20 protein-coding genes are annotated in these 12,331 nt (G+C 67.7%); 5 read left to right on the forward strand and 15 right to left on the reverse strand.

What is annotated here, in order from left to right; genetic code table 11:
• Positions 1-130 precede the first annotated feature (130 nt).
• The 6 genes from HUX53_RS25695 to HUX53_RS25720 all read right to left on the reverse strand — a co-directional run bounded on the left by HUX53_RS25695 (position 131) and on the right by HUX53_RS25720 (position 4,362).
• Positions 131-826, reverse strand: a complete 696-nt coding sequence (locus HUX53_RS25695; protein ID WP_176405793.1) for a response regulator transcription factor — start codon at positions 824-826, stop codon at positions 131-133.
• Positions 823-1,935, reverse strand: a complete 1,113-nt coding sequence (locus HUX53_RS42650) for a sensor histidine kinase (protein WP_217919891.1) — start codon at positions 1,933-1,935, stop codon at positions 823-825. Before HUX53_RS42650 ends, HUX53_RS25695 begins: the two co-directional genes overlap by 4 nt.
• Positions 1,936-1,940: 5 nt before the next feature.
• On the reverse strand, positions 1,941-2,660 hold the full coding sequence (locus tag HUX53_RS25705; protein ID WP_176405795.1) for an ABC transporter permease: 720 nt from the start codon (positions 2,658-2,660) through the stop codon (positions 1,941-1,943).
• Positions 2,657-3,376 carry an ABC transporter ATP-binding protein gene (locus HUX53_RS25710; protein ID WP_176405796.1) on the reverse strand — a complete coding sequence of 240 codons (720 nt, stop codon included), beginning with the start codon at positions 3,374-3,376 and terminating at the stop codon, positions 2,657-2,659. The genes HUX53_RS25705 and HUX53_RS25710 overlap by 4 nt, the downstream gene beginning before the upstream one ends.
• An 85-nt stretch (positions 3,377-3,461) precedes the next feature.
• Complete coding sequence (locus HUX53_RS25715) at positions 3,462-4,043, reverse strand: carboxymuconolactone decarboxylase family protein (protein ID WP_176405797.1); 582 nt, start codon at positions 4,041-4,043, stop codon at positions 3,462-3,464.
• The gene (locus tag HUX53_RS25720; protein WP_176405798.1) at positions 4,033-4,362 is read right to left on the reverse strand and encodes a hypothetical protein; all 330 of its coding nucleotides are present in this window, start codon (positions 4,360-4,362) and stop codon (positions 4,033-4,035) included. Before HUX53_RS25720 ends, HUX53_RS25715 begins: the two co-directional genes overlap by 11 nt.
• Before the next feature lie 250 nt (positions 4,363-4,612).
• Here HUX53_RS25720 and HUX53_RS25725 point away from each other — a divergent pair, with 250 nt between their 5' ends.
• The 3 genes from HUX53_RS25725 (at position 4,613) to HUX53_RS25735 (ending at position 7,206) form a co-directional block, all read left to right on the forward strand.
• Positions 4,613-5,155, forward strand: coding sequence for a DUF4365 domain-containing protein (locus HUX53_RS25725; RefSeq protein ID WP_176405799.1), 543 nt, complete (start codon positions 4,613-4,615; stop codon positions 5,153-5,155).
• A complete protein-coding gene (locus tag HUX53_RS25730) occupies positions 5,152-6,318 on the forward strand; it encodes a hypothetical protein (RefSeq protein ID WP_176405800.1) in 1,167 nt (388 codons plus the stop codon). The genes HUX53_RS25725 and HUX53_RS25730 overlap by 4 nt, the downstream gene beginning before the upstream one ends.
• 246 nt (positions 6,319-6,564) lie before the next feature.
• Positions 6,565-7,206 carry a hypothetical protein gene (locus tag HUX53_RS25735; protein ID WP_176405801.1) on the forward strand — a complete coding sequence of 214 codons (642 nt, stop codon included), beginning with the start codon at positions 6,565-6,567 and terminating at the stop codon, positions 7,204-7,206.
• 8 nt (positions 7,207-7,214) lie between these two features.
• Here HUX53_RS25735 and HUX53_RS25740 read toward each other — a convergent pair whose 3' ends face one another.
• Positions 7,215-7,763, reverse strand: coding sequence for a GNAT family N-acetyltransferase (locus tag HUX53_RS25740; RefSeq protein WP_176405802.1), 549 nt, complete (start codon positions 7,761-7,763; stop codon positions 7,215-7,217).
• A gap of 31 nt (positions 7,764-7,794) precedes the next feature.
• Between HUX53_RS25740 and HUX53_RS25745 the strand changes: the two genes are divergently transcribed.
• A complete protein-coding gene (locus tag HUX53_RS25745) occupies positions 7,795-7,965 on the forward strand; it encodes a hypothetical protein (RefSeq protein WP_176405803.1) in 171 nt (56 codons plus the stop codon).
• A 39-nt stretch (positions 7,966-8,004) separates the two neighbouring features.
• Here the strand turns inward: HUX53_RS25745 and HUX53_RS25750 are convergent, their stop codons facing one another.
• The 3 genes from HUX53_RS25750 to HUX53_RS25760 all read right to left on the reverse strand — a co-directional run bounded on the left by HUX53_RS25750 (position 8,005) and on the right by HUX53_RS25760 (position 10,056).
• Positions 8,005-8,808, reverse strand: coding sequence for a phosphotransferase (locus HUX53_RS25750; protein ID WP_176405804.1), 804 nt, complete (start codon positions 8,806-8,808; stop codon positions 8,005-8,007).
• Between the two features lie 276 nt (positions 8,809-9,084).
• Positions 9,085-9,888 (reverse strand): phosphotransferase, encoded by an 804-nt coding sequence (locus HUX53_RS25755; protein ID WP_176405805.1) that lies wholly within the window; start codon positions 9,886-9,888, stop codon positions 9,085-9,087.
• 12 nt (positions 9,889-9,900) lie between these two features.
• On the reverse strand, positions 9,901-10,056 hold the full coding sequence (locus HUX53_RS25760; RefSeq protein WP_176405806.1) for a hypothetical protein: 156 nt from the start codon (positions 10,054-10,056) through the stop codon (positions 9,901-9,903).
• 211 nt (positions 10,057-10,267) lie between these two features.
• Between HUX53_RS25760 and HUX53_RS25765 the strand changes: the two genes are divergently transcribed.
• Positions 10,268-10,810 (forward strand): hypothetical protein, encoded by a 543-nt coding sequence (locus HUX53_RS25765; protein WP_176405807.1) that lies wholly within the window; start codon positions 10,268-10,270, stop codon positions 10,808-10,810.
• 16 nt (positions 10,811-10,826) lie between these two features.
• Here the strand turns inward: HUX53_RS25765 and HUX53_RS25770 are convergent, their stop codons facing one another.
• From HUX53_RS25770 to HUX53_RS25790, 5 genes are all read right to left on the reverse strand, one after another.
• Positions 10,827-11,297 carry a hypothetical protein gene (locus HUX53_RS25770; RefSeq protein ID WP_176405808.1) on the reverse strand — a complete coding sequence of 157 codons (471 nt, stop codon included), beginning with the start codon at positions 11,295-11,297 and terminating at the stop codon, positions 10,827-10,829.
• 213 nt (positions 11,298-11,510) lie between these two features.
• Positions 11,511-11,627: a DUF397 domain-containing protein gene (locus tag HUX53_RS41555; RefSeq protein ID WP_255205629.1), complete on the reverse strand. Its 117-nt coding sequence runs from the start codon at positions 11,625-11,627 to the stop codon at positions 11,511-11,513.
• A 21-nt stretch (positions 11,628-11,648) separates the two neighbouring features.
• Positions 11,649-11,858, reverse strand: coding sequence for a DUF397 domain-containing protein (locus HUX53_RS25780; protein ID WP_176405838.1), 210 nt, complete (start codon positions 11,856-11,858; stop codon positions 11,649-11,651).
• A gap of 21 nt (positions 11,859-11,879) precedes the next feature.
• A complete protein-coding gene (locus tag HUX53_RS25785) occupies positions 11,880-12,092 on the reverse strand; it encodes a DUF397 domain-containing protein (RefSeq protein ID WP_176405809.1) in 213 nt (70 codons plus the stop codon).
• A 20-nt stretch (positions 12,093-12,112) separates the two neighbouring features.
• Complete coding sequence (locus HUX53_RS25790) at positions 12,113-12,325, reverse strand: DUF397 domain-containing protein (protein WP_309237429.1); 213 nt, start codon at positions 12,323-12,325, stop codon at positions 12,113-12,115.
• Between the last annotated feature and the right edge of the window lie 6 nt (positions 12,326-12,331).

Here is a 12,331-nt window from a genome sequence, read left to right on the forward strand (position 1 = left end):
GCCTGGAGCGGCTTCAACTTCTCGCTGGACACCCCGCACGCCCTCCCCGCACCCCGACCCGATGATCAAAAAGGCACTTTTTCATGCGACCGGGGCAGGTGTCTGCAGTGCCCCGGCACCGGCGGATCGTTCACCGAGGGTCGGGGCGGCGGCCCGGGACGACGAGGCCGTGCTCGTAGGCCAGCACGACGGCCTGGACGCGGTCGCGGAGGTGGAGCTTGGCGAACACGCTGCCGACGTGGCTCTTGACGGTGGCCTCGGTGACGACGAGCCGCGCCGCGATCTCCTGGTTCGACAGGCCCTGGGCCACGAGCAGGAGCATCTCGCGCTCACGCGGGGTCAGCGCGGCCAGCAGGTCGGGGGACGGCCGGACCGGGTCGGTGCGGCCGGCGTAGTCCTCGATGAGGCGGCGGGTGATCGACGGGGACAGCAGCGCCTCGCCCTGGTGGACGACGTGGATCGCCTCCAGGAGCCGCTCGCGGGGCGCGTCCTTCAGCAGGAACCCCGACGCCCCGGCACGCAGCGCACCGAACACGTATTCGTCGAGGTCGTAGGTGGTGAGGATCAACACGCGAGGCGGGCGGAGCTCGTCCATTGGGTGGCGGTCGGTGGCGGTGAGGTGGGCGGTGGCCTCGACGCCGTCCATCCGCGGCATCCGGACGTCCATCAGGACGACGTCGGGCCGCAGTTCCGCCGCCCGCGCGATGGCCTCGTGGCCGTCCGCTGCCTCGCCGACGACCTCCAGTTCTTCGCGGGTCTGCAGGAACAGCCGGAAACCGATCCGGATGAGTTCCTGGTCGTCGACGATCAGCACCCGGATCGTCACGCGGGCTCCCCGATCGGCAGCCGTGCCGCGACCCGGAAGCCGCCGCCGGGGGCCCGGCCCGTCTCCAGCTCACCGCCGAGCACCGCGACCCGCTCCCGCATCCCCACCAGGCCGTGCCCGCCGTTGCCGGGCTCGCCGGTTCCCGTCCCGTCGTCGTGCACCCGCACCTCCAGGTCCGCTCCGCCGTAGTCCAGCCGCACCGTGACCAGTGTCGCCCCGGCGTGTTTCAGCGCGTTGGTCAACGCCTCCCCGATGATCCGGTAGGCGGACAGCTCCACCCCGCTCGGCAGGTCGAGCGGTTCCCCGGCGGTCTCCAGCCGGACCGGCAGCCCCGCCGCGCGGTATCCCGCGACCAGTTCGTCCAGGTCCGCCAGTGAGGGTTGCGGCCGTGTCTCCGCCGCATGCTCCCCGCGCAGCAGGACGAGGATCCGGCGCAGCTCGGCCAGGCTCTCCTCGGCGCTGGTCTCCACCCGCTCCAGCGTCCGCGCGGCCACCTGCGGTTCGGTCTCCAGGACGTCGCGGGCGCCGCGGACCCCGATCAGCATCACCGTCACCGAATGGGCGACGATGTCGTGCAGTTCGCGGGCGATCGACTCCCGCTCGCGCTGCGCCGCGATCAGGTCGAGCTGCTCCCGTTCCCGTTCGAGGGTGGCGGCCCGTTCCTCCACCGCCCGGACGTAGCGGCGGCGCGTCTGCATGTAGGCGCCCAGCATCCACGCCCCGATCGGCACCGGCGGGCTGCTGATGCTGTCGGCGAGCAGGAACACGACCACCGGTGCCAGCACCGCGAGCGAGACGCGCCGGTCACGTGTCTCGGCGAGCGACCACAGCGCGACGACGACCGGCGCGCCTCCGGGCGAGTACCCGGCCGCCGCCAGGACGGCCGCCGACGCGACCGTCACCGCGATCACCAACACCCCGAACCGGCGGCGTGCCAAGAGCACCGCGCCGGTGAGGACGGTCACCGCGATCGGCAGCGGCACGGCCTGCGTGCCGTCGTTGAACAGCAGCCCCACTTCGACGATGGTCACCGCCACGGCGAGCGCGATGTCGAACAGCACCGGGCGGTGCGCGGCCTGCAGGCCGCGCACCGCCCGGATCTTCCCCACGACGTTCACGCCAGGTCGCGCCGTCGTTCGCACGCGACCGCGACCAGCACCGCGAGCACCGTCCAGACCGCGAACACCGCGCCGGCCTCCGCGACCGTGAGCGTCGTGTTGTGGGTCCCGCCCGTCATGATCCCCGCCGCGCCGAACGGCGACAGGTTCGCCTCCCGTTCCCACGCCCCGCTCACCAGGGGCTGCACCACCAGGGCCAGGATCAGCAGGACCACCGCGCCGACGACCGGGCTGCGGATCAGCGCACCGAGCGCCGCGCCCAGCACCGTCGCCAGCACGAGCGCCCCGACGTTGCCCGCCACGACCCCTGCCACCTGGCCGGACGTCAGGTCCGGGCCGGGCTGGTCCGCCAGCAGCGGCAGCGCCACGCCGACCGCGACCGCGTTGATCAGCACCGCCAGCCCGAGCCCGGTCAACACATACGCCACGATCCGCACCGCGAGGACGGTACCGCGACCGCGCCGGGCGACGAGCGCCGTGGGCGCGGCGGTCCGGTGGCGGTACTCGCCCGCCGCGCCGACCAGCCCCCACAGCAGCAACAGGACCGGGAGCGCCGACAGCGCCTCCTTCTTCTCCGGCACCTCGTCGAGCGTCCCCGACGCCTTGGCGACGAGCACCGCGTTCAGGACGGCGAACGCCATCCCGCCGGCCGCGAACCCCCACACGGCACGGGTCGTCACGGACTTGAGCAGTTCCCCGCGAAGCAGGCCGATCATCGCTCCAACCCTCCGGTGAGCTCGAGGAACACGTCCTCCAGCGACTCCACCTCACTGATCGGTCCCTCGTGCACCAGCCTGCCACGGTCGATGACGACCACGTCGTCGACCGTCTGCGCGGCCTCCGCGAGCAGGTGGCTGGACAGCAGCACGGTGCCGCCCTTCGCCGCCCGGTCCCGCAGCATCGTCCGGAGCCAGCGGATCCCCTGCGGATCCAGGCCGTTGGCCGGCTCGTCCAGCACCAGGATCTCCGGATCGCCGAGCAGCGCGGCGGCGAGCCCGAGCCGCTGCCGCATCCCCAGCGAGAAGGCGCCGACCCGGCGCCCCGCCGCCCCCGTCAACTCGGCGACCTCCAGCACCTCCTCGACGCGCCGCCGCGGCAGCCCCGCCGCCAGCGCCAGCGCCCGCAGATGCGCACGAGCCGACCTCCCGGGGTGCGCACCGCACGGCTCAATGTGGACGCCGATCCGGCGCGCGTCCAGCACCATCGAGCCCACCGGCGCCCCCAGCACCGCCACCGCCCCCGCCGACGGCCGCGCCAGCCCCACGACCGCCTTCAACGCCGTCGTCTTCCCCGCACCGTTCGGACCGAAAAAGCCCGTCACCGCCCCCGGCCTGACCGTGAACGTCAGATCATCGACCACCGTGCGACGCCCATACCGTTTCGTCAGCCCTTCGACCCTGATCGCCGGGCTGACCTCCATCTGTGAAGTCATGCCGCCAAGCCTCGGCCGCCCGGTTCTCCCAGGCATCCACCCACAGTCGAAACCCGATCTCCGACCGCAGCATGACTCCCGCGACCTACCGGTAACCGCGCTTCAGCAAGTACTTGGCGCCCGCGTCGAACCCTTCAGGGCTCAGCAGTTCGAACCCGAAAGCGTCTGCGAGCCGGTCGGTGACGTTGAAGGCAGCACAAACCGCCAACGCGTCCCGAACCTGCCGATCCGAGACCCCGGCGGCCAACACGTCCCGCATATCGCTGGCGCCGACCGTCCCGTCCCGGGTCAGCTTGCCGAGCATCCGCAGCGTCGCCCGCAGTGGCTCCTCAATGGGCGCCGATTCCAGATCGTCCAACACCGCCGCAACACGCGACCCGTCCTGATAAGCCCTGCTCGCAGTCGCGGTATGCGCGCCGATACAGAACGCGGACTCATTCACCTTGGACACGTAGGCCGCCATCAACTCCCGGTCCGCCACCGACCAGTCGGACGCCCCACGCATCGCCTCGTGAGTGAACTCCTTGGCCCGTGCACCGTAGAAATCGGGCCGGTAGAAGACCAGCCTGGCGGCGTCCGGCACCGGATGCCCGGAGAACAGCCTGATGACCGCGAACAGCACCTTGCTCTTCCGGTCGTAACCGCGGTTGAGGATGTCAAGACGCATGATCCGTCCCCTCCTTCGCCTCCGCCAGAGCCGCCAGCCCAGCCGCATACAACCGGTCGGACTGCCCCACAGCAGCACACACCACCAGCTCGAAGACTTGGTCCTCGCTGTACCCGGCAGCCTTCACCGCCGCCAGATCCGTCTCAGTAACCTGCGCCGCCCCGCCGACCACCTTGCCGATCAGCACGTCCAACGGCGAGGAGAGCCCCTCATTACCAAAGGCCCGCGCCCGCTGCTCCACAGACGCCCGCCCCTCCCCCTGGAGCACCCGATCCACCAACTCCCGGTGCGCCACACGCTTCCTGTCCACGTCCGACACGGCACCCTCGCCCCCTCTACGGCCGACAATCGCCCTCACCGACAAGACGATTGCCACACCCCCAAACACGACACACCCCCGAAGAACCCCAGCCACCCCGACGTACCCACAGGTCAGGCGGATACCTTCGTGAGAGTCACGCCCACAAACCGCTCGACCGAACCAGTCGGCCGTCGCCTACGTCACCGCCCACAACCCAGAGTGGCAGAAACACCACACTCCGCTACTTGATACGGCACAATCATCACTCGTGCGGGACCAGGACCAGAACACACTGCAAGGCGACTTCGGCGAAGCCTGGCTAGAGGCGGTCGCCGCCGGGTGTGGTCTCCTCCACGGCCGGCCGACCACGGTGGATCTCCAGAAGGCGGACGTGCAGCTGGTGTATCCAGGAACCGAGCTGGGGACCTACTACCCCACGGTGAACGTCCAGGTCAAAACAACCATCGAGCTGCGGCAGCTGACGTCTGGCGACTTCCGTTATGACCTGGACCTTGAGACATACGATGCGCTCCGGCGCATCGACCACGCCGTTGGTAGGGTTCTTGCCGTAATCGGCGTTTTCGGGGAAGGTGAGAACGTGCGCCTTCATAGCGAGGGAACGCTGCTCTGTGGCCGCGGGTCATGGATCTCTCTTGAGGGCATGGAGCCTTCAAGGAATGGGACAAGCCAGGCAATACACCTTCCCCTTGCAAATACCCTGGATCGGCCAGGGCTGCACAGAATGCTCAAAACACACGGAGTTCGGCGATCGACGCCCGTTCCCCCCATCGATGCCTGGGGGCGGCCATGAGCCACGAAAGTTCTGCCAGCGTCCCGGATCTCACAGAACTGACGCATTACCTCACCGATTCCGGCTGGACGCTAGAGGACGCCGACGGGCAGACCACCATGTGGCGTCCACGACGCACCGGTTCACATGACCTAATCCGTGTTGTACTGCCGGCGACTCAGCGTGTCCGCGACTACACCGAACGGGTAGATGAGGCTCTTAAGGCACTCTCCTTCGTTGAGCAACGCCTGCCAGAAGAGATAGTGGACGACATCAACTTCGGCGGAGCCGATAATGTCGCCGTCCGCCTGACTCCGGACGCCCCGTCGGGCGAAGCGCCACTCCTTCTGGCATACTCCGCAATTTCTGCGCTGAAGAATTTCGTTGTGGCTTCTGCGGCTGCACTGGACTACAGTTCACTGGTCCTCCCTCCGCGGCGACCACAGCGCGCGGAGGCATACGCAGCGCAAGCAAGGCTGTCCACTCAACCGGGAAGCTTCATACTTTCACTGGCCCTGCCATTGGCAGACATATACTCGGACGAATTGGATGACCTGACTCCACCGGGCCAGGACGCTCTGGTCGAGGTACCGCCCCAGCCCTTCGGGCGGAAGGTGACGAACCGGATGCTGGCGACCGCCCGGAAGGCCCAGCAGTTGGCGATGGAGGTCAGCGAGGGAACTCGGCCGATATCCACATTCGGAGAGTTCACCCCCGATACCCCTAACGCCACGGAGTTGGCGGCACTGAGCTCCCTGGGCGGGCCGGAGCACGGCATCTACCAAATACGGTTCGCGAAGTCACCGGTGACCGGCGGGACCGCAGAGCCCGCACTCCTCCGAATCACCCCGGGGCAGCAACGAATCCTTGGTGAAGGCGCCGATTACCTACGGACCAAGCAGCCCAGAGCCGGAGTAACCGTCACCGGGCTGATCGTCCGGCTGTTCCGTGAGGGCAGCTTTGGACGCGGAGAAGCGGTGATCCAGGGAGTAGCCGACGATTCCGGCGAAGCCCGCAGGTACCGAGTCGACTTGAGCGAACCCGATTACAATGAGGCGCTCAGAGCGCACGGCAACGGACTGCAGGTTACCGCCACCGGCGATTTGGACATCAGGGGTACCAGACGCTCTCTTCGGAGGCTGACTTCTTTCGCCGTCATACCGGGCCTGGACGACGAACCCTAAAGCCCGCATTACACCCATGCCAGGACGACAGCCGATGCGGAACTCTGGTCGTGCGGCTGGACGCTAACCATCCGGCGCAGCATCTCGCTGCGTCGCCATAGGTCAGCGTCGTAACCGCCGGGGCGGGCCGACCGTGTCCGTCCCTCGACACAGTGCGGAGCGTCCAGCAAGCTAGAGACGTTGATCGCGTGGTGCCGGTCGGCCGGTGATCGTAGCCGTGGCGCAATTTCGGATGGGAGGCCGACTGTGAGCGTGGACGAGAGCGAAGCCGCTGAAGAGGAATCCGGTTCTGCGCGGGGATTCATGGCATTGCCATCAAGAACCGAGGACGGACGGGCGTCGTTCCTTCGGTGTGTGGCCGACGTTGTCCGGGTGCTCGACCTCGCGGTCGCACCCGAGCCGGATCCAGGTGACGAGCGACGCTGGGCACAACTGGCGCGGTCGGCGCTCCGCGGTGCCTGCCGAGAGGGCCTGACCTTGCCCGACGCCTCCTTCGACGTCCTCGTCAAGGCGGCCGTCCACGACCCCGACCCGAGTTTCAACCGGCAGTTCGTCGAGCCGACTCTGAACGCTTTCGGCCGCCGGCGCGTCCGCGCCGCACTCCTGGACTATCTGCAAACGGGCACCGACTTGGAGCGAGCCGGCGCTGCGCGGGCATGGTATTGGTCGGCATTGCCGCTTCGGCTGGATAGCGTGCAGGCAAACAGCGAGGTAGAACCAGATGACGTGCGGGTTTTGGCGCAGGAATGGTACGAGGCCACGCTTCGAGAATTCGTGAACAACGAGCACCTGGACGTCCGACGTTGTATCCTCCCCGGACTACCGCTGTGGCGGTCCGCATACCCGCCGGAACTCCACAACCGTGTGGAACACCAGGTCCGCCACTGACCGTCCCCTCAAGCCTGAGGAAGGGACGGATCAGGCGTCCAGGGAATCGGCGCGGTGATGGCCCAGCGTTCGTGATCCTGCCAGCACCCATCGATGTAGAGATAAGCGGGCGAAAGCCCTTCGTAACGGAAACCCAGCCGCTGCACCAGCGCCAGAGATGCTTTGTTCGCCGGCTGAATGTTGGCTTCCAGCCGGTGCAGCCGCAGTTCGGTGAAGGCGTACTGCAGGGCGACGGCAAGCCCTTCGGTCATGTACCCGCGTCCAGCGAACGGGGCGAAGGCCGCATAACCGAGGGACGCGCCCTGGTAGCGGCCCCGGATGATCGAGTTGATGTTGACCATACCGGCGGCTGCACCAGTCTCCCGGACACGGACCAGAAAGCCCAGGTTGGTGCCATCGTCAAAGCGTCGCATCCAAACCCGGAACTCCTCCGCAGTCGCGGGCAGCCGCATCCATGGACGGTGGAGTTCGGTGCTCGCCTGCACAAGCGAACAAAACTCGTCCTCGTCGGAGAGCGCGAGCGGGCATAGTTCGACCCGTGATGACGTCTTGGGCATACACCAACGTTAAGGACAAGGAGGCCGGACAATGAGCGTTGGACGCAGCTGGCAGGACATAAAGACCGAAGCACACCGCCACAACCCCGAACTCGCCGACTCTGAGCGTCAGGCCCGGGCCCGTGCCGAACTCGACGCCTACGTCGCCGCCCACCACCTCGAAGAACTCCGGAAGACGCAGGTCGACGTCGCTCAGCCCTAGGTCACCACTCTCCGCAGCCAGGGCGGTGGGGGTACTCCGTCACCTTGTTCGGTGAGTGATCCAAGCTCGGCCCGCTTGCGCCGCCCCGGCCCGGAAGCCGCGTGTGTCCGCTAGCCCGTGCATGGCCTTGTACTCGCGGAACATCGTCCACAAGGCGCCGAGGCCGGTGACCGCGTCGGCCGGAGCCGTGTTCCAACCGGGGTGTGCTGCGACGAGCGCTTCGGCTTGCGCGGGGCTGTGGCCAGCTTCGACCAGGCGAGGGACGAGCAACGCAGCATCGATCCACGCTTGCCCCCGGCACGCGAAGGACCAGTCGATGACGTAAACGTCCTGGCCGGCGGCGAGGAGGTTTCCGCTGTGCAGGTCATAGTGCAGCAGCGTCTCCCCCTTCAGCGATTCCACCGACAGCCCTTCGAACGCCTCGGCGTACATCCCCCACCACGGCTCCCGTGGCTTCATGCCCAACAGCTCAGCGGCCGCCCTCTGAAGCAAGTCGAGGTTGACCGTCACACATGGCAGCGCGCCGTCCGCCCCTCCAAGTCGTGCGAGGGTGTCGATCACGCCGGGCAGATCTGGAGACCCGGGTGACAGGTCGGCACTCCGCGCGCCATCGATGTACTCGAACACCAGCAGGTGCCAACCGCCGATGTCAGCGCACCACAGCATCCGAGGGGCCGGGACGGACGGGGCGAGCGCAAGGTTCGCCGCTCGCTCACGCAGATAGAGGCGGGCGGCGGGATCGTCGGCCGGAACGCCCTTGAGAAACACGCTGCCACCCGCCGTGTGAAGCCTCGCAGCCACCCCTGGCATGATGCCCCGCTCCGCAGCCACAACCTTGAGCACCGTCCCACACCGGTCCTCCACGGCTGCCAGCACCTCACTCGGAAGGTCCTCCCACCGCCGTTTCCGCACGCTCATATCGCCTTGCCCGCAGCTACTTCAATGGCGCTCGCTGGGTGACCGACGGCATTCATCGCGAGTTTGGCGACGCCGTCCCACTCGACGCCGGAGTGCAATCGCCGCATGTCAAGCCCCCGTGTGCTGGCCACGTGGGGAGAGTAGTCCCGCCGGCCGGTGGCGTTAGGGCATAGCGGGAGACCTTGGTGTGGCACCTGATGATCAGCCATGGCGGTGGGCGGCCCATCTCCGCGCGACCGCAAGATAGGCGGGCACGTGCGAGGTGGGATGGGCGTCGCTGTACCGACCCCACCGCTCGGCCGACAGCCGCGCGTGAAGGTCGATCGCCGCCGGGTCGGCGTCCGCCCATGACGGGAACTGCTCCGCCCACCACTCGGCCTCCGCAGGGCTGTGCCCCGCGCGGATCAGCCACGGGACAACCTGACCGATCTCCACCCAGGCGGCTCCCCGCGACGCGAACGCCCAGTCCACCACACGAACTTGGCCATCTGCGGTAATGAGCAGGTTGTGCGGGTTGAGGTCAGTATGTAGAAGGGCCTCCCCCGCCATGGGAGACACATCCTTTGCAAGAGCTTCCCAACGCCGCTCAACGCGCATCACGACGACCTCCGGGCACGGGACGGCTTGGAGCCGGTGAACGGTCTCCGCCAGCGCCAGCAGGTCGGGGTTGCCTGGCGAGTAGTCGGCGTGACGGCCCCGAATGTGCTCGAAGCCCACCGCGAGCCACCCCCCGGCTTCGGCTGTCCACAGAAGCCGGGGGGCGAACTCGGGAACACACGGATTGATCGCGGCTTCCCTGCGCAATGCACGAACCCGCGGGCTGTCCTCATCCGGCGACACCTTCGGAGCAGCCTTGACGAACGTCCGCCCGGCCGGGCCCGTCACAGTGACAGCCAGATCGGTGTTGCTGCCGCCGAACGCTGCCCGGACGGTACAGACTTGGCCGGTCCGCTCGGTGATGGCGTCCAGGATCTCGTCCGGCAGCCGCGCCCATGTGTCGTGCATCGGTGTCTCTCGTCAGTTGCCGATGGTGCTGCACTCCGGCGGACAGCAGCCCGCGCCAGCGCCGGCCTCCCAGAATTCCATGTCCACGTTGTAGCCCGTGGCACGCAGAATCGGGACGGTCCGCTCGAGTGCGGCCCCGGACAGGATGTCGGCGTCCACCACCGGCACGTGGTGAAGGTAGGCACCCGCATGCGTCATCCCGAACTCGAAGTACGGCTTGGTCCGCTTGAGGAAGGCGTGCCAGCCCGGTCGCCAGACGACAGCCTCACACCGGCATGGCGACCCACGCTTACCACCTGTCAGCCGCGACCGCGTCCGCTCCGGATGTTGGTGGGTCGCCTCTACCTGTGGCTTTGGCGCCCGAGTTAACATCGTCCCGATGCGTCATCGTTCCCGGTCCTGGGTTCGGCGGCGGCTGCGGTCGTTGGCTTGGCTGGAGTTGTTCAACGTCCCATTGCAGGCCGCGGTCTGGTTCGGCGTCGTCGGTTTGCCGATGACGGCGGCGAACATGGTGGGCTTCACGATGTTCGCGGTCCTGCTTGTGGTGGGGGCTGGGTACTGGCTGGCCAAGCTCCGGCAGATTTCGGGCCCTGGCGTGTCTCTGCCCGGGGCCGGGGTCTTCGCGGTCACCCGTGTCACCGTCGCCCCGCTTCTCGCGGTCGGGGTGTTGGCCCTCGTCGGGTGGGTGGTCGCCGTTCCGGGGGCGGGCAGCTGGCCGGGGTTGGGCTTCGGGCTGTTCGCGGTGCTGGAGTATGTGAACTACTTCCACGTCCAGCTCATGTACGACACGGGCGAGGACGTCCGCTACCTGCGCTCGCACGGTCTGCGACGTGCGCACCTGGCCCGCGACCTCGCCGTCCACCGCAAGTCACGTCAGCGCGGGCCTGAGACGGCGTTCGACCCCGCATCGATCCATCGCTGACAGACGGACACTCGACTCATGGCGATAGCCAGTCGTCGGTGCGGCGGTGACGGCCGAGGCCAACGGCGTCGAACTCGTCGACGTGATCGCCCTTGACGGCCCCGAGCCGCCGGAGTGCTTGGGAGATCGGGCTGCCGCCGGCCGCGGACGATTCCCGCTCGCCCTTGTGCAGGGGGCCGAGGACCACCTTCCCCCCGTCCCACACCTGCGCGGACTGCGTCCCCGTCCCGCCGAAGTAGTCAGCCTCGATGTAGGCCGCCGGTCCTATCGCCGAGCATGCGGCCAGCAGGCGACCGAGACCTGCGGGCGCCTTCCAGAACCCATCGAGTTCGGGTGCTCCGGCGACCGTGACCGCGTCGAACAGAGCGTCGGTCATCGGCAGGAGCGAGAGATGTTGGCCGAGGAGAACGACACGCGCCTCGGGAACACCGGCGGCCAGTTCGCGGAGCACGGGTCCGGTGGCCACGACCGCCTCAAGGCAATACATGCCCCCATCCTCGCGCGGCTTTCGAAGGCGACGGAACGCAGGCACCCCGAGGTCGATAGGACGCGGCCACCCTCCAACCGGATTCTGCGGCGAGCGCCTTCACTCGCGCGGGGCTGGCCGGATCACCTGCCGTAGCGTCCAGCCCTCGTCCTGGCGATGAACCCGGCCCTGGCTTCGGCAGCATAGGTGAAATGCCCGGCTTCGGGCGCTTTGCTATCGCGCACCGATGGCGACTACGAGAGCGGCGACCTCGACACACTGACCGTTGCCACTGCTCCGGCTGCTCTTCCGCCACACATCGCGAAGCGTGCTTGCTCTGCCATGGTTCATGACCACCTACATCCTGAGCTGTTACCGGTCGTAGTAGCCGGACTTCGCGTGAGCCAGGAAGGCGGCCCAGATTGGGGATGTGAATGTGAGGTGTCCGGTGGCCGGAGCCCTGCTGTCCCGTACGCCGATGCTCGGTGTTAGGTCGGCGACCTCGACGCACTCACCGTTGCCACTGCTGTGACTACTCTTGCGCCAGGCGGCGTGAGGGGTGTTCGCCTTGTCTTGGTTTATGACCGTCCACGTTCTGAGTCGCTACGTGTCGTGGCGCCCAGCCTTCACGTCGGTCATGAAGGCGGACCAGGCGCCCGGGACGAAAGTCAGGTGTCCAGTGTGCGGAGCCTTGCTATCCCGCACACCGATGCTTGCGTCCAGGACGGCCACCTCGACGCAGTTGCCGCCGGCACCGTTGCTTCGCGGGCTCTTGCGCCACTTGCCGGCAGAGACGTTCCCCTTGTCCTTGCTCATGACCACCACGTCCTGATCCGTTACCAGTCGTAGTACCCAGCCTTCGCCTGAGTCATGAAGGCGGCCCAAACTTGAGGGGTGAACGTGAGGTGCCCGGCGTCTGGAGCCTTGCTGTCGCGCACGCCGATCTCCGCTGCAAGGTCGGCTACCTCAACACATTGGCCGTTGGCGCTACTTCGGCCACTCTTCCGCCACCGTGCACGTGATTGATCATGCGGGGTGGTCATCATCATGCTCCC

Origin of the sequence: Actinomadura sp. BRA 177, from assembly GCF_013372625.1 — a bacterium.
In the GTDB taxonomy this organism is placed as follows: domain Bacteria; phylum Actinomycetota; class Actinomycetes; order Streptosporangiales; family Streptosporangiaceae; genus Spirillospora.